Annotated in this window: 8 protein-coding genes (1 of these 8 only partly in view); 6 read left to right on the forward strand and 2 right to left on the reverse strand. The window is 70.7% G+C overall.

Annotated elements, in window-relative coordinates:
* Positions 1-132: 132 nt before the first annotated feature.
* Complete coding sequence (locus tag A6F73_RS28780) at positions 133-2,790, forward strand: SpoIIE family protein phosphatase (RefSeq protein WP_244293536.1); 2,658 nt, start codon at positions 133-135, stop codon at positions 2,788-2,790.
* A 62-nt stretch (positions 2,791-2,852) separates the two neighbouring features.
* Here the strand turns inward: A6F73_RS28780 and A6F73_RS28785 are convergent, their stop codons facing one another.
* Together A6F73_RS28785 and A6F73_RS28790 are read right to left on the reverse strand one after the other, a co-directional pair.
* Entirely contained in the window at positions 2,853-3,878 is a 1,026-nt protein-coding gene (locus A6F73_RS28785; RefSeq protein WP_063350439.1) for an alcohol dehydrogenase catalytic domain-containing protein, read from the reverse strand.
* Between the two features lie 325 nt (positions 3,879-4,203).
* Complete coding sequence (locus A6F73_RS28790; protein ID WP_063350440.1) at positions 4,204-5,331, reverse strand: NADH:flavin oxidoreductase; 1,128 nt, start codon at positions 5,329-5,331, stop codon at positions 4,204-4,206.
* A 427-nt stretch (positions 5,332-5,758) separates the two neighbouring features.
* On the opposite strand from A6F73_RS28790, the gene A6F73_RS28795 reads away from it, so the two are divergent.
* From A6F73_RS28795 to A6F73_RS28815, 5 genes are all read left to right on the forward strand, one after another.
* The gene (locus A6F73_RS28795) at positions 5,759-7,450 is read left to right on the forward strand and encodes a DUF885 domain-containing protein (RefSeq protein ID WP_063350441.1); all 1,692 of its coding nucleotides are present in this window, start codon (positions 5,759-5,761) and stop codon (positions 7,448-7,450) included.
* 797 nt (positions 7,451-8,247) lie between these two features.
* Positions 8,248-12,681 carry an AAA domain-containing protein gene (locus A6F73_RS28800; protein ID WP_244293537.1) on the forward strand — a complete coding sequence of 1,478 codons (4,434 nt, stop codon included), beginning with the start codon at positions 8,248-8,250 and terminating at the stop codon, positions 12,679-12,681.
* Entirely contained in the window at positions 12,678-13,535 is an 858-nt protein-coding gene (locus tag A6F73_RS28805; protein ID WP_063350443.1) for a hypothetical protein, read from the forward strand. Before A6F73_RS28800 ends, A6F73_RS28805 begins: the two co-directional genes overlap by 4 nt.
* A 63-nt stretch (positions 13,536-13,598) precedes the next feature.
* The gene (locus A6F73_RS28810; RefSeq protein WP_079136102.1) at positions 13,599-14,945 is read left to right on the forward strand and encodes a hypothetical protein; all 1,347 of its coding nucleotides are present in this window, start codon (positions 13,599-13,601) and stop codon (positions 14,943-14,945) included.
* 176 nt (positions 14,946-15,121) lie between these two features.
* Positions 15,122-16,914: the 5' portion of a DEAD/DEAH box helicase gene (locus A6F73_RS28815; protein ID WP_063350445.1), read on the forward strand. Its footprint extends 388 nt past the window's final position; only the first 1,793 of its 2,181 coding nucleotides appear in the window; the start codon lies at positions 15,122-15,124; its stop codon lies beyond the right edge, outside the window.

Genomic DNA, 16,914 nt, shown 5'->3' on the forward strand with positions numbered 1-16,914 from the left:
GATCATGGGTGTATGGCCAGAGACACGGGCCGCTCCTCCTGGCTGCCCCTGCGTCGATCGGGTAGCCGTCGTGAGCGGCGACACCCACGCTCAGCCCCGCGGGAGCAGTCGGCGCATCGCCTGTGGTCGGTGATGAGCATCCGGAGTGTCGCCGGTCAGATGTTCGTCCTGCAGGTGCTGATCGTGCTGTTGCTCGTGGTGACGGCCGTCGTCGTGCTGCTGGTCCAGTCCCGCAGCGACCGGTTCGAAGCGGCGCACGGCCGCACGCTCGCCGCGGCCCAGGCGTTCGCCCACGGTCCCGGTCTGGTGGCGACGATGCAGGGCCCCGACCCCAGCGCGGTGCTCCAGCCGCTGACCGAAGCGGCCCGCACGGCTGCCGGGGTCGACTTCATCGTGGTGACCGACCGCAACGGCATCCGCTACACCCACCCCGATCCGGAGCTGATCGGCAAGATGTTCATCGGCACCATCGGGCCGTCGCTGCACGGCCAGGTCACCGTCGAGGACGTGAACGGCCCACTCGGCTCCGAGTACCAGGTGGTCGTCCCGGTGGAGGACTCCCACGGGGCGGTCGTGGGCATCGTCTCGTCCGGGATGAAGGTCTCCAACGTGAGCAGCGCGTTCAACCGCCAGCTGCCGGTCGTCCTGGGCGTCGGCGCCTTGGCGCTGGGCCTGGCCACGGCCGGCACGGCGCTGGTGGGCAGGCGTCTGCTGCGGCAGACGCGCGGCCTGGGGCCGGAAGAGATGACCCGGATGTACGAGCACCACGACGCGGTGCTGCACGCGGTGCGCGAGGGCGTGGCCATCGTCAGCGGCGACGGCCGGGTCCTGCTCGCCAACGACGAGGCGCGCCGCCTGCTCGACCTGCCGCCCGACGTGGAGGGGTGCACCGTCGCCGACCTCGGCCTCGCCCCCCGCACGGCCGAACTGCTGCTCTCCGACCGTGCGGTCACCGACGAGGTGCTCCCCGTCGGAGACCGCCTGCTGGCCGTCAACAGCCGCCCCACCGACAGCGGGGGAGGACCGTCGGGCAGCGTCACCACCCTGCGCGACTCCACCGAACTGCGCGCCCTCGCGGGGAGGGCGGAGGTCGCCCGCAGCCGGCTCAGGCTGCTGTACGAAGCGAGCCTGGCCATCGGCACGACCCTGGACGTCCGGCGCACCGCGGAGGAGCTCGTCCGGACGGCCGCCCACGAATTCTGCGACTACGCCACTGTCGACCTCGCCGAAGCGGTCCTGGACGGCGAGGAACCACGGGTGCTGGTGGTCGATGCCCCGGTGGAGCTGCAGCGGGTGGCGCTCGCGGGCGCCCGGGACGATTCGCCGCTGTACCCCCGAGGGGAGCTGGTCAGGTGGGACCGGGGCACCCCGCAGGCGGCGGGTTTCGTCGGGGGGCGTCCCACGCTGGTCACCGAGCTGGCGACCGACGCCGGCTGGCGCATGCAGGACACCGAGCGTACGCAGGCGGTGCTGGAGTTCGGCCTGGCATCGCTGATCGCCGTTCCGTTGTCGGCACGGGGTGTGCTGATGGGCATCGCCTGCTTCTGGCGCAGCCGTGACAGAGGTCCCTTCGAGGAGGAGGACCTGTCCCTGGCCGAGGAGCTGGCCGCCCGGGCCGCCGTGTCCATCGACAACGCCCGCCGCTACACGCGCGAGCACATGATGGCCGTCACCCTTCAGCACAGCCTGTTGCCGCGCGCGCTGCCCGAGCAGAGCGCCCTCGACATCGCCTACCGCTACCTCCCCGCCCAGGCGGGGGTCGGCGGCGACTGGTTCGACGTCATCCCGCTGTCGGGCACCCGGGTCGCGCTCGTCGTCGGGGACGTGGTCGGCCACGGCCTGCACGCGGCCGCGACCATGGGCCGCCTGCGCACCGCGGTCCAGAACTTCTCCACCCTCGACCTGCCGCCGGACGAGCTCCTCGGGCACCTGGACGAACTGGTCGCCCACATCGACCAGGAGACGGCGGCAGCCGAGGGCGAGCTCGCGATCACCGGCGCCACCTGCCTCTACGCCATCTACGACCCCACCACCGCCACCTGCGCCCTGGCCCGGGCGGGCCACCCGCCGCCCGCGCTCGTCCACCCGGACGGCACGGTGGAGGTCCTCAGCCTTCCCGCCGGTCCGCCGCTCGGCCTGGGCGGGATGCCCTTCGAGGCCACGGAGGTACGGGTGCCCCAGGGCAGCAACCTGGTCCTCTACACCGACGGCCTCATCGAGGACCGCACCCGCGACATCGGTGTCGGCCTGGACGTCCTCACCGCCACCCTGGGCCGCGCCGACCGGTCGCCCCAGGAGGTCTGCGACGCCGTGCTCGACGCCCTGCTGCCCGTCCGCCAGACCGACGACATCGCCCTGCTCGTCGCCCGCACCCAGGTGCTGGCACCCGATCGGACCAGCGAGTGGGAAGTGGCCGCGACCCCCGAGGCCGTGGGCCGGGCGCGGGCCGAGGCGACCCGACAGCTCACCGAGTGGGGCCTTGAGGAGGCCGTGTTCGTCACCGAGCTGGTGCTCAGCGAGCTGGTGACCAATGCCATTCGCCACGGGACCGAACCGATCAAGGTGCGGCTGCTGTACGACCGCACGCTGATCTGCGAGGTCGCCGACACCAGCAGCACCGCCCCGCACCTGCGCTACGCGGCCGCCGAGGACGAGGGTGGCCGCGGCCTGTTCCTCGTGGCCCGGCTCGCCGAGCGCTGGGGCGTGCGCTACACCCCTTGGGGAAAGATCATTTGGGCCGAGCAGTCGCTGCAGCCGAGTGCCTCGATGGCCTGGCCGATGCTCGAGTAGCCGGGGAAAGCCCATGCTCGGCAGGCCCGCAGCCGGGGTAGGCCCGTGGTGGTCGATCCGGGTCAGCCGGTGGTGAGCACCATCCGGAAGCGGGCCTTCCCGGCGAGCATCTTCTGGTACGCCTCCTCGGCGTGGTCCAGCGGCACGGTCTCGGTCATCGGGCGGATGCCGTGCAGGGCGCTGAACGCCATCGTGTCCTCCACGTCCTGCGCGGTGCCGGACGGGTGGCCCCGGACGACGTTGGCACCCATGAGCAGTCCGGCCGGACTGATCGCCATCGGAGCGGCGTCCGCCCCGATCACCACCAGCTCCCCGCGGGGGGCCAGCCCGTCCAGGGTGGATGCGATGGCCTCGGAGTTCCCGGCAGTGGCCAGCACGGCCCTGGCGCCGCCGAAGGATTGCAGCGCCTCGGCGACCGGGGTGCCGGCGGTGCTGTCGACGTAGTGGTGGGCGCCCAGTTGCTCGGCGAAGCCGGCCTTCTCGGCTCCCCGGGCGATCGCCACCGTCTCGAAGCCCATCGCGACCGCGTACTGAACCCCGAGGTGCCCGAGCCCGCCGAGCCCGAGCACCGCGACCAGATCGCCGGGCCGGGCGGCGCTGCGCCGCAACCCGTTGTACGTGGTCACGCCCGCGCAGGCCATCGGCCCGGCATCGCCCGCCGCCAGTTCGTCGGGGATCCGGGCCAGTGCGTCGGCGGGCGCGATCACCTTCTCGGCGAAGCCCCCGTCATACGCCCATCCCGGGACCTTCAGGTTCCGGCACACGATGAAGTCGCCCTGGCGGCACGGTTTGCAGTGGCCGCAGCTGCCGCCGAACCAGCCGACCGCCACCCGGTCGCCGATCTGCCATCCACGGTCCCGAGTGCCCTCGCCGAACTCCTCGATGTGCCCGGCGATCTCGTGTCCGGGCACCACGGGGAACGACACGCCCGGTAGCGCTGCGTTCACGAAGAGTGTGTCGGAGTGGCAGACGCCGCACGCCTCCACGGCGATCCTCACGTGGCCGGGTCCTGGCTGCGGCACCTCTCGCTCGGCCGGGTGGAGCGCACCGCCCGGGGCGGTCGCCTGTGCCACTCGATAGGTACTCATGATCAGCGCTCCTCCGGGAAGATGATCGGCGCTCCTCCGGGAAGTCGTCGCCGTACGTCGGCAGGCTGCTCAGGGGTCCATCCGGGGGGCCTTTCTTCACCATAAGGCCGCAGGGGCCACTGCGCAGGGCAGTGGGGGCAGCAGGCCGAGGGCCACCAGCGGCCCCTCGGCCTCGTCCACGTCGATTTCGTCCGAAAACGCAGCTCTCGCAAGCTTGTTGACATCTCGTCTTTGTCGGCGTGGTCCTGCGGGAGTCCGAAGGGACCCGGCCCCGCCGTACTTGCCGCTGCACCTGCCGCGCGGCCGGGTCCTCGGGGGGTGGTGGTCAGCTGAGGGTGCGGAGCGCGTCGGCGTCGTAGGGGCGCAGGTCGGCGTGGCGGCCGGAGAGGACCTTGGCGGCCCACTGCGGGTCCTGGAGGAGGGCGCGGCCGACGGCGACCAGGTCGAACTCGTCGCGCTCCAGCCGGTCGAGCAGGTTGTCGATGGCCTGGACCGGGGAGCCCTCGCCCCTGAAGGCGCCGACGAAGTCGCCGTCGAGGCCGACCGAGCCGACGGTGATGGCGGGGCGGCCGGTGAGCTTCTTGGTCCAGCCGGCCAGGTTGAGGTCCGAGCCGTCGAACTCGGGGACCCAGTAGCGGCGGGTCGAGGCGTGGAAGGCGTCGACGCCGGCCTCGGCGAGCGGGGTGAGGATCGCCTCCAGCTCCTCGGGGGTCTCGGCGAGGCGGGCCTCGTAGTTCTCGGACTTCCACTGCGAGTAGCGGAAGATCACCGGGAATTCCGGGGAGACGGCCGCTCGCACCGCGGCGACGAGCTCGGCCGTGAACTTCGTCCGGGCCACCGGGTCGCCGCCGTAGGCGTCGGTGCGGCGGTTGGTGCCCGCCCACAGGAACTGGTCGAGCAGGTAGCCGTGGGCGCCGTGCAGCTCGACGCCGTCGAAGCCGATCCGCTCGGCGGCCGTGGCGGCCTCGGCGAACGCGCCGATGACGGCGTCCAGATCGGTCCGGGTCATCGCCCGGCCCGTTCCCTCGGTGCCGTCCAGGCGGATCCCGGACGGGCCGACGGCGGGCGCGTCGGCGAACGGCGGGTCGCCCTGCTGGCGCACCATGCCGATGTGCCAGAGCTGCGGCACGATGGTGCCGCCCGCCGCGTGGACGTCCTCGGCGACGCGGGCCCACCCGGCCAGCTGTTCCTCGCCGTGGAAGCGCGGGATGTCGTCGCTCTGGCCGGCGGACTCGTGGCCGACGTACGTCCCCTCGGTGATGATCAGGCCGACGCCCGCGGCGGCCCGGCGGGCGTAGTACGAGCGCACGTCCTCGCCGGGCACGCCGCCCGGGGAGAACCTGCGCGTCATCGGCGCCATCGCGATGCGGTTGGGAACGGTCAGCCCGTTGAGCGTGACGGGCCGGGACAGGATTTCGGCCGCGCGGGAGGCTGCGGGCTCGGTGACGGTCATGGGATCCCTCGTGGGTGCCGGTGGTGTGCGCCGGGGCGGAATTGGTTGCCTGTGCAAACAACCCGAGTGGTCTCCGCATTTCGCCGACTGCGCGAAACCTGCTGTGATCAGCGCCACTGCGCACCGGAGGGGGCGGCCGTCCCGTCGCGCCCGGTCGTGGCCCAACCCGTCTGCTGCGGTGCGGACTTGGCGGCCGTCCGGGGCGGGAGGGCGGACCCTGGCTACAATCACGACGTGTTCGACGGCCTGAGGCCTTCCGCCGGCGCTCCGGACTCGTCCACGTCGACTTCGTGGCGCAGCGACTTCGCGGCGCGGTGACTTCGTGGCGCAGTGATTTCGCGGCGTAGCGACTTCGTGGCGCAGCGGCGCACCCCGAAGGCCTCCTACGCCTGGTACCGCGACCGATCGCCGACCGAAGGAGCTGACGATGACTCCACGACAGATCGCCGACGACTACGTGGCCCGGGTCGCCGCACACGATCCCGTCACCTCCACGTCCCTGGGCCTGGCTCCGGGCGACGACCGGATGCCCGACCTGTCGCCGGACGGCGTCGAGGAGACGGTCCGGCTCGCGCGGGAGGCGCTGGCGCGTCTGGACGCCGTCCCCGAGGCCGTCCCCGAGGCCGGGCCCGACGGGGATCCGGCGGAGCTTGTGTGCGCGCGGCTGCTGCGCGAGCGGCTCGACGCCGAGGTGCGGGTGCACGAGGCCGGCGAGAACTTCCGCGCGGTGCGGAACCTGCACACGCCGGTGCACCAGCTCCGGGGCATCTTCACGATGATGCCCACCGCCACCGACGACGACTGGGCCCCGGTCCTGGGCCGACTGCGCAACCTGCCCGCCGCGCTGGACGGTTACCGTGCCACGCTGGCGGAGGGCGTCGCCCGCAAACTGCTCGCCGCGCCCCGCCAGGCCGACGTGCTGTGCGCGCAGCTCACCGCGTGGACCGGCGAGACGGCCGGGGGCCCCGGCTGGTTCGCCGAGTTCGTCGCCCCCGCGCCGCAGCGGCTCCGCCCCGAACTGGACACCGCCGCGAACGAGGCGACCGCCGCTGTGGCCGCGTTCCGGGACTGGCTCCGCGACAGCTACCGGTCCGCTGCGGAAGGCACGCCGGACGCCGTCGGCCGCGAGCGCTACCTGTTCGGGGCCCGCCGGTACACCGGCGCCGACCTGGACCTGGACGAGACCTACGACTGGGCCTGGGAGGAGTTCCACCGGGTCTGGGCCGAGCTGCGCACAGAGGCCGAACGGGTGCTGCCCGGCGCCACCGTCCGGGAAGCCCGGGCCCACCTGGACGAGCACGGACACACCGTGCACGGCGCCGAGCAGATGCGCGGCTGGCTGCAGCAGATCACGGACGACGCGATCGAGGCACTCGACGGGCGCCACTTCGATATCACCGGCCCGCTGCGCCGGGTCGAGACCAGGATCGCCCCGGCCGGCAGCGCCGCCGCGCCGTACTACAGCGGACCGAGCCTCGACTTCGCCCGCCCGGGCCGGACCTTCCTCCCGCCGGCCAACGGCGACGCGCAGGAGCGGTTCCGCACCTGGCGCCTGGTCAGCACCTGGTACCACGAGGGTGTCCCCGGGCACCATCTGCAGCTCGCCTCCTGGACCGCGGCGGCGGAGCAGCTGTCCCGCTACCAGGTCACCCTCGGCAAGATCAGCGCCAACGTGGAGGGCTGGGCCCTGTACGCGGAGCGGCTGATGGACGAGCTCGGCTTCCTCACCGATCCCGGACGCCGCCTCGGCTACCTCGGCAAGCAGATGATGCGCGTCGCCCGCGTCATCGTCGACCTCGGCATGCACCTGGAGAGCGTCATTCCGGCGGGCTCCCCGTTCCACCCGGGCGAGCGCTGGACCCCGGAGCTGGCCACCGCCTTCATGGCCGACTACGTCGGTCTGGCGCCCGCCCACCTGCACAGTGAGATCGTCCGCTACCTCGGCTGGCCCGGCCAGGCCATCGGCTACAAACTCGGCGAGCGCGCCTGGCTGGCCGGCCGCGAGGCGGCCCGCCGCCGGCTGGGCTCCGACTTCGACCTCAAGCACTGGCACATGAAGGCCCTGCGGCAGGGTTCCCTGGGCCTGGACGACCTGGAGGCAGCCCTGGCAGCGCTGTGACCGCCGGCTGACGGCCGGGTGACCGCCGTCGATGGAGACGGACGTACGGCCGCCCCCGGCCCGGAGACTCCGCCGGGGCGGAGTGAGCTGCGCGGTCGCGGGGCACTGGGCCTCCCGCCACGGGCGCCCGTCCAGCATCATGGCGTCCGGCTGTATCGCCAGGAAAACCCCAACTCAGGTCATCGCATCCCCACCGAGATCACCCACCGGCTCGTCAGAACGAGGTGTCCGGAGAGGCCCCGGGAGCCGTGGGGTCGGCAAATCAGGTGTCGTGGGAGTTGCGGGCCCTGCTCAGGTTGCGGCAGTGAGCAGGACGTCGTAGTGCCAGGCCTTCGCGCCGTCAGCCACCCGACCGCGGCCTCGTCGACGAAGGCGAGCGCCTCCTCCGTGCGGCCGAGCGACTCTAGTGCGCGGCGACCTGCGCGCACCTATTTGCCGCAGTCGCGCAGGTGTTCGCTTAAGCGGGGGCTGGGATTGGATCGATCAGATGGGACTCAGCGTATATAAGACATCACGCGGCGTGTAATCGGCCATGTTGTCGTTCTCTCCCTCCGACTTCGGCTGTCACCCCCATCCTGGAACGTTCGTCACCGACCGAGGGGAGAATGGTGAGCGTTCCACGGCGACATGCGGGTGATCCCGATGTCATCGGCCAGACCGCTGCGCTGGTCGGGTTCCTGCGCGAGGTCGTACAGAGCAGCCATCAGAGGCTTCGGGACACCCGCTCGTGGAGCCCGTTCTGGTTGGCGGATCTTCCGGTGAGGGTGCCCCGGCCGTCTGACGAGGACGATCGGCCGTTGCTGATCTTGGACCATGTTCCGCAGGTGGCAGCGCCGGAGCTTCCGTCGGTGCTCGAAGGGTGGATCGACGAGAGGCTCTGTCAGGACGCGGATGCTGTGGATCCGCCTCTGGCGGAGGAGGGCCCCTACCGGAGGTGGGTGCCGGGGGCAGACGATCGCGACCGTTGGCAGGACGGTGAAGCGACCGTTGCGAGGGAGGAGGCAGAGGAAGTCCTGCGGGCGTACGGGCCTTGGCTCGCGCGCTGGCGGCTTTGGGCCGAACGCGAGCGGGTGGAGAGGTCGCAGCGGGAGCTCTACGAGAGGGTCTACCACTGGCACCAGCAGTTGGTGCAACAGGACGACCAGTATGAACTCGTGCTCGCGGTGGGCCTCCTGGCCTGGAGCGAGCCGAATGGCGGGGTGATTCACCGGCACGTGCTCTCGCGCCGGGTGGAGACCCAGGTGGATCGGCGGACCGCGCGGATCACCGTGCGCCTCACGAGCAGCGGGGCGGTCCGCTTGGAGGACCGGGACTTTCTCGACACGGACGACGGATGGGTGGCGGAACGCTCTGCGGCGTTCGACGAGGAGCTCTCCGCGAGGCCCCTCCACCTGCTGAGCGGGGAAGCGCTGGAGTGTCTCGCCCAGTGGCAGGACCTGGTGCTGCCCCGGCCAGTCGCGTTCAGTGCCAACTGGCGGCCTCCGGCGGGGCCGGAGGTGGGTGCCAGGCTGACCTTCGCACCGGCTCTCCTGATGCGGCCCAGGGACCGTAACGCGGTGCTGGGCTTCTACGACCGCATCGCCGAGAGCGTGGTGTCGGAACGCCAGGCCCCGCTCGGACTGGCGCAGTTGGTGATGTCACTGGATCCGGAGGACCGGAAGAGTTGGGGCGGAAGGCAAGCCCCCGCTCTGTTCGGTGAAGAACCGCTCTTTCCTGGCAAGACCAACGCCCAGCAGCGTTCCGTCCTCCAACGGCTGCAGCGGGATACCGGCGTGGTGGTGCAGGGACCGCCGGGCACCGGGAAGACTCACACCATTGCGAACCTGGTCTCCGCACTGCTGGCCCAGGGACAGCGGGTCCTCGTCACCAGCGCGCGGGACCAGGCGCTGACGGTTCTCCGGGACAAGCTGCCCCCGGCCGTCCGGGACCTCTGCGTACTCCTGCTCAGCAGCACCAGTCAGGACGGCGCGAACGAGCTCGAACGCACCATCAACGCGTTGAGCGACCAGGTGGCGATGGGTGACACCGACCAGTTGCGGGAGGAGATCCGCCGACTGACCCAGCGCCGGTACGAGGTGCGCAGCAGGATCAAACTGCTGACGGAGCAGGTGATCTCGTTGCGCGAAGCGGAGGTGTACCAGCATCCGGAGGTCGCTCCGGGCTACGGAGGGACGCTCGCTGCGATCGTGCAGACGGTGCAGGACGAGGCGGTGCGGCTGAGCTGGATCGGGAGGCTGCCCGACCGGGCTCCGACGGCGCCTCCGCTGTCGCCGATCGAGGCGGAGGAATTGCTCGCACTCTTGAGGGAGGGGGCCGGGCAGTGGGCGGAGTCCGGCGTGTTCCAGTCGGCCGAGACCCTGCCGACGCCTGGCCAGGTCGCGGCAGCCCTCGCCGCGAGCCAGTTGAGCACCAGCGGGCTCTCGTCGGCCGCCATCGAGGTGCGAAACGTGCTGGCCTCGTTGGAGACCTCTGCCACCGACCGGCTGACGACACTGCTCGACTCCGGTCGAAGCCGGCTGCACCGCCTGGGTGTTCCATGGGAAGCCACGCGTTGGGGAGGTACGAGCTGGGTGGTGTGTGCCCTGACGGATCGGCTCGCGCGACGCCGCCCCGATCTCTGGCAGCGCGTCACTGATGTGGCGGGTGTCCTCTCCGAGGTGGCCGGCGGTCTCGACCGGATCGGTCTGCGCACGATTGTCCTTCCGGACACACTGACGCCGGAGCGTGCCAACCGCATGGCGGCCACGATCCCTGCTCTGACGAAGTACCTCGCCGGGGGCCGCCAGTTGCGCACACGATTCGCGTCCAAGGCACAGAGGGAGGCCGACGAACTCCTGAGCACCTGTCGGGTGGACGGGAAGGCGCCGACCACCGAGGACGATCTGAGTGCTGTCTTGGCGTACTTGCAGGCCTACACGGCACTCGTGGCTGTGGCCGGCCGCTGGGAACAGGTGGATGCGGCCCTCGCGGAGGCGCCGTTGGAGGTGCGGCTGGCTGCGATGCGTGAGCGGTACCGACACCTCGTCGAGGTCGACGAGTTCGGCCGGATTCGCGAGCAGGTCGACGAACTCCTCGTGCGTCATGGCGTCTACCTCGACCTGACCCGCCCGCAGGCATGGCAGGACTTCACCGAGGCCGTGTCGGCGCTGGCCGGGCGGCAGCGCGCGGAAGCGGCGTCGGCGAGGATCGAGCGGTGGGACCGGCTGCTGCGCGGCGTGGACGACGGTGCGGCGCCGCCGGTCGAAGCCCTCGGCATGGCCCGGGCCCTGGCCGACCGCGACGTGGACCGGTACACGAAGGAACTCGAAGCGCTCGCTGCGGCGCAGCGGCGGGACCACCGGCGGCGGCGTTGCGCTGAGCTGCTGGAAGGCTTGCGGGCTGCGTCGCCCGCCCTCGCGGGCCGACTAGAAGCCGAGGCCGAGAACCCGGCCTGGGACGAGCGGTTCGGCCGGTTCGGGGAGGCGTGGGCGTGGGCGAGGGCGTGCCGGTTCATCGACGACGAACGCGCCCCCGGCCGGGAGCAACGTCTCGACGGTGAGCTGAGCGAGCACGAGGCCAAGCTGGAGGAGCTGACGGGGGATCTCGCCGCCGCTCACGGCAGGCTCCATTGCCTGGTCCGGATGACTCCGGAACAGCGTTCGGCTCTGCAGGCCTACCGCACTCACATGGCTTCGTACGGCAAGGGCAAGGGCAAGAACGCGTCCCAGTTCAAGGCGGCCGCCCGCAGCGCGATGAACATCGCTCAGGGCGCCGTGCCGGCCTGGGTGATGCCCATCGGGCGGGTGGCCGAGATGATCCAGCCGAGGCAGGACGCCTTCGACGTGGTGATCGTTGATGAGGCCAGCCAGGCCGGTATGGACGCGCTCTTCCTGCTCTGGCTCGCGCCGCGCATCATCGTGGTCGGTGACGACAAGCAGTGCACGCCCCCGGTCACCGGATACGGCCGCACCCAGCAGATCCAGGACCGGCTGACCGCGCACCTTCCGGAAGTTCCTGCCCACCTGCGTCAGCTCTACATGCCCCACTCCAACCTGTACCAGCTGCTGTCGGCACTCTTCCCGTCCACGATCCGTCTGCAGGAGCACTTCCGCTGCATGCCCGAGATCATCGGCTGGTCGTCGGAGACCTTCTACACTCCGCCGGGTCTCATCCCCCTTCGGCAGTACGGCGGCGAGCGGCTCGATCCGCTGCTGACCCACTACGTCGAGGACGGAGTGGCGGAAGGACGCGACAGCCGGATCCGGAACCCCAAGGAGGCCGCGGCGATCGTCGACTGCCTCGCCGAGCTGACCGCTGATCCGGCGTACGAGAACAAGACCATGGGCGTCATCGTGCTCCAGGGGACGTTCGGCCAGGTCAAGCTGCTGGAACAGTTGATCGAGCAACGCCTGCCCGCTCCGGTACGGGAACGCCATCGCATCCGGGTGGGCACCCCGGCGCAGTTCCAGGGGGACGAGCGGCACGTCATCCTGCTGTCGATGGTCGTGGACCGGGTGCGTCGCATCGCCGGGGGCATGCGGAGCGAGCAGCAGGCGTACAACGTCGCGGCCAGTCGAGCGCAGGATCAGATGCGGCTCTTCTACTCCGTGCCGCTCGACCAGCTCAAGTCCGGCGACCTGCGGCTCAATCTGTTGGGCTACATGCAGAATCCGCCCGCAGCTCTGGCAGAGGCCGCCGATATCGGCGCCGTGCTGCCCGACGTGCGTCGCACTCCCTTCGACTCCCTCTTCGAGCAGCAGGTCTACCTGCGGTTGAAGGACCGCGGGTACCACGTGGTGCCGCAGTATCCGGCCGGTAGCAAGCGCATCGACCTCGTTGTCGTCGGCGCACGAGGGCGACTGGGTGTGGAATGCGACGGCGACTACTACCACTCGACCCTCGACCAAATCCGGCACGACCACCAGCGTGACCGCGAACTGCAGCGCGTCGGATGGCGGTTCTGGCGCATCCGCGAGAGCGAGTTCAGGTTCGACCCGGACGAAGCCTTGGCAGGTTTGTGGCAAGAACTCGACCGCCAGGGGATCCGCCCGGCCAACTACTCCCGACCGTCCGCGCCGCCGGGAGATGCGCAGCTGTGGGCGCCGCTCGAACTGCCGGGCGGTGCGGAGCTCCCCGACGAGGGGGCGGAAGACCACGAGCCCGAGATGTCGAAGAGCCTCGACGACGGGGACGGAATCCACACCGGATCCGACCCCAGCCCGGAATCCGATTCGACCGAAGGAACGGCATGAGCCAGTCCCAGTCCCAGACCCGGCAGCACGACCTCACACTCGACGAGAACACCCTCACGGAGCTCGCACGCGTCGTCGCGGGCGACGATGACCTCTACTACCGCCGTGGGTTTGAGATCGCGGGCTTCCTCAAGCGGGCCGGTTGGCACGGCCTCCCTGAGTACGACGGCCAGTACCGCAGGGACTGGGCGACCGAACTGCTGTTGGAACGACGGGACCAGCCGGGGGAGATCGAGAAGGTATTGCTCAGGCTGGCAGACCCCCGCGAGTACCTCGATGAGCCCGGCCTGCTCGCCGACGTCGTGGCGGCGGTCAACTCCTTCCTCATTCACGAGGGGTACCGGCTGGAGAACCCCGGCGGCAGCGCCCGGCTCGTTCCCTGCGACCCGGCGTTGGCGCATCCGACGCACTACGGGGCCGCCGAGCTCAAGGTCGTGATGTCTGACCTCATCGCGGACGAGGCCATGGCCGATCTCCTCCAGTGGCGGCTGGACGAGGCCCGGACGTGTTATGCCAACGGTGCCCACGTCGCGGCGATCATCATGCTCGGCTCCCTGTTGGAGGGTGTGCTGCTTCGGACCGTGGTGGAACGCGACCCCTCCCTACTGGGTCGGGACTCCGAGGACAGCGTCAACCTGGACAAGTTGATCAAAGCCTGCCACCGGGCGGGGTGGATCGGGGCGGATGCCGAGAAGTTCAGCCACGAACTGCGCAAGTACCGAAACTTCGTCCACCCCAAGGCGGAGTCCCGCGAGAGCCACCGGCCGGACCGCGACACCCTGAGCATCTGCTGGCAGGTGGTTAACGCCGCCCTGAACGACCTCGATGAGACGCACCCAGGCCGTGCGCGATAGCCGTACCGGAGACCGACCGACACCGAGCAGCGGGAACCGCAACCTACTGAAGGAGAGACCCTGGTGAAGAAGGCAGCTGCCGTACTGAAGGACCTCGCCCAGCCGTGGAACGTGTCGATCCACTCGACCTCCGGCCTGGCCGGGAGCGTCGCGGAGGTGTCCGAGTTGGACGACAAGGGACGGCGCGAGAAGAACCAGGAGCTGCTGCGGCGAAAGCCGGGGCTGGGCGCCGTGCCCGTCCGCGACCGCGGTCAGTCGATCGAGCTCGCCCCGTGGAAGCTGCTGCACACGCTCGGCCGGGCCAACGTCCTGGCGCGGCAGGGAGCGGGCCGGGGGCTGGCCGAACACTGGGCGAGCCTCAAGTACTGCCAGGCGCTGGCTGGCAACCACGGGAGTTTCATGACGCTGTCCGACGAGGGCCGCAATCCGATGCGCCACTACAAGGCCGTCCAGTCGGGGGAGCTGGGGATCGGGTTCGCCCTGGCCGTCGCCCAGGAAGTCCTCAGGCGGCGGTACCCGGACCACTCGGTCTCCGTCATCGATGCTGAGATCGCTCTCCGGGCGGGGTGGACGTTGACCGGCAAGGAGGACTCGTCCCATCGGGCAGCCAAGCGTCCGCATTTCTTCCTGGAGGTATGGAAGCCCGGCGAGCCCTCCAAGGTCGTGCTCGTTGCCTGCAAGGGCCGGCACGGCAAGGCGGCGCAGGTGCACGCCCAGTTGTCCACTGCGGCAGCGCACGTCGAGGCGGTGCACATCGGAAAGCCGGACGAGACGCCGGCCATGGTGTTCGGCACGGAGATCCCGGGCAAGGACCCCATCACCCTCCACCTGCTGGAGACCCCGGGGGACGGGGTGTTGCACCTCCCCGCCGGAGCCCGTGAGGTCAACCTGGACAGCCCGCCGGAGGACCATGCCGTCGTACCGGGAATCGACCTTGCGTGGGGGACCGGTGAAAAGCCCCGAGTGGTGTCCGGCTATCACGTGCGGCCAGAGGACTACACATGGTTCCGCCGCGTCCTCGCGCACGTGGACGCGGCGGGTCTGATGGCCTTCACGGGAGGGGGCGAGCCCACTGCGCGCTATCTGTCGCAGCGCCAGGGGAAGCGCCACTTCGAGCAGTACACGCATGCGGGGACGGGCATCGTTCAGGACATCGCGTACTCCGTGCACGGCATCGACTTCGTGGGCACCGACCACGTCTTCCGGCTGAACGGCACACGGGTGGAGGCATTCTCCGGGATCGCGAGGGACCTCTTCAAGGACCTCGCAGCCGGCCGGGTCGAGCAGTACCGGTACAAGGCCCATGCGCTGCGCTCGGAATGGCCCGAGGAGGCGTGGGACACCAAGTGGGGCGGGCCTGTCTCACTGAGCCAGGACGGTTCGGTCATGGCCATCAGGGTCCTGCGCTGACCGTCGGCCGGTAAGGCGCGACCCGGGCGGCCGCGGTGAAGGGGATTCGCCTTCACCGCGGCCGCTGGGCGGCCGGGGGTGTGGTCGGGAATCCGGGGCGGTCGGCGGTGCCTGGATGGAATCATGTGGACGCCCGGAGAGGGTGCCGCAGGGTCGAGTCGGGACAGGAGCCGTAGGTGGGAGAGAGGCAGCGCGCCGTCCGGAAGCCCAAGGTCGTGCTGGCGGACGGGGAGCGGCTCCATGCGGTCGCCCGCGCGGTCGTCGACGATCACCAGGGTGCTGTCGAGCACGTGCGCCAGGCCGCGGCCGGTCTGCGGGGCCAGCTGGTCCGCGACGAACTGGACGGCATTCCGGTGGCCCGGCTGAAGGACGTCACCGAGGGGCGTCTGCGCGTCGGCGCGTTGGAGGCCGCTGGAATCAGGACCGTGCGGCAGGTGGTGGACGCCACGCCCTACACGCTCCAACTGCTGCCCGGAATCGGAGCCCAGAGCGCTCTCCAGGCCATCGCCGCCGCCGGGCAGATCGCCCGGGCAGCGGAGCAGGCCGTGGCGATCCGGCTGGACGTCGACCACCAGGACACGGCCGGCACCGCGCTGGTCGTCGCACTCCAACGGCTGGTCGCCGCCGGGCCCGATGCGAGACGGGCCAGGGAGCTGGCGGAGCGTGTCGCCGGCGAGGCCTCCGCCCTGATCGCCGCCGCCCAGCCGGCCCGGGGCGTTGTGAGAGGCCTGTTCGCCGGGCGGCAGCGCCGGCAGGAGGCGTTCGCCGCGGTCGACCGGTTGGACGCCCTGCTCGCGGAGACGGAGAGCCGAGGAACGTCCATGCTCTTCGCCCAGGCCTCGGTGGACCTCCTCCGCCCACCGGCCACGGACATCGAGGCCTGGGCGGAGTTCGAAGTCCGCTCGGCCGAGTTCTACGGCGTCCTGGGCGAGTTCGCCGGATCCGGCTCCGACGGGCTCACCGCCTCCGAGGGCTTCCTCCCGGAGAGCCTGTCGGACCGGGTCCGGGCCGAGCCGCTGGACGACACCCGGTGCACGGTCCCGCTCCGTGGTTACCAGGCGTTCGGAGCCCGCTTCGCCCTCGCCCAGAAGCGGGTGATCATCGGCGATGAGATGGGCCTCGGGAAGACGATCCAGGCGATTGCCGCACTCGCGCATCTGCGGGCGCACGGGAGCGCACACTTCCTCGTCGTCTGCCCGGCGAGCGTCCTCATCAACTGGATCAGGGAGATCGAGTCGCGCAGCACGTTGAGGGCGTTCCGATTCCACGGCCAGGAGCGGGAAGCCGCGCGCACCGAATGGCTCCGCAGCGGAGGTGTCGCCGTCGTGACCTTCGACGGACTGCGTCGCCTGGAGGTCCCGGAGGACGTCACGGTCGGCATGGTCGTGGTGGACGAGGCCCACTACGTCAAGAACCACAGCACGAAGCGCTCGCAGGCGGTGGCAGAGTGGACCGCCCGCGTCGACCGTGTCCTGTTCCTCACCGGCACCCCGATGGAGAACCGGGTGGAGGAGTTCCGGAACCTGGTCCGCTATCTGCAGCCTGATCTTCTGCCCGGAATCCACAGCAGTTCGGCCGCCGCAGGGCCGACGTCGTTTCGCAAGGCAGTGGCACCGGCCTACCTGCGCCGCAACCAGCGGGACGTCCTGACGGAGCTCCCCGACGTCGTTCATGTCGACGAATGGGAGGAACTGTCGGCGTCCGATCTCGTCGCCTACCGCTCGGCGGTCGCCGAGGGGAACTTCATGGCCATGCGCCGTGCCGCGTACGCGGACCCGGAAGGGTCGGCGAAGCTGCTGCGGCTGATGGAGGTCGTCGACGAGGCTGCGGAGAACGGGTTGAAGGTCGTTGTCTTCTCGTTCTTCCGAGATGTCCTGTGGGTCGTCCAGGACGCCCTGGGGCAGCGTGCTTTCGGCCCGATCGACGGAGGCCTGGACGCTGTCCGACGGCAGGACGTCGTGGACGAGTT

The organism is Streptomyces sp. MJM8645, from assembly GCF_001625365.1.
GTDB lineage: Bacteria > Actinomycetota > Actinomycetes > Streptomycetales > Streptomycetaceae > Kitasatospora.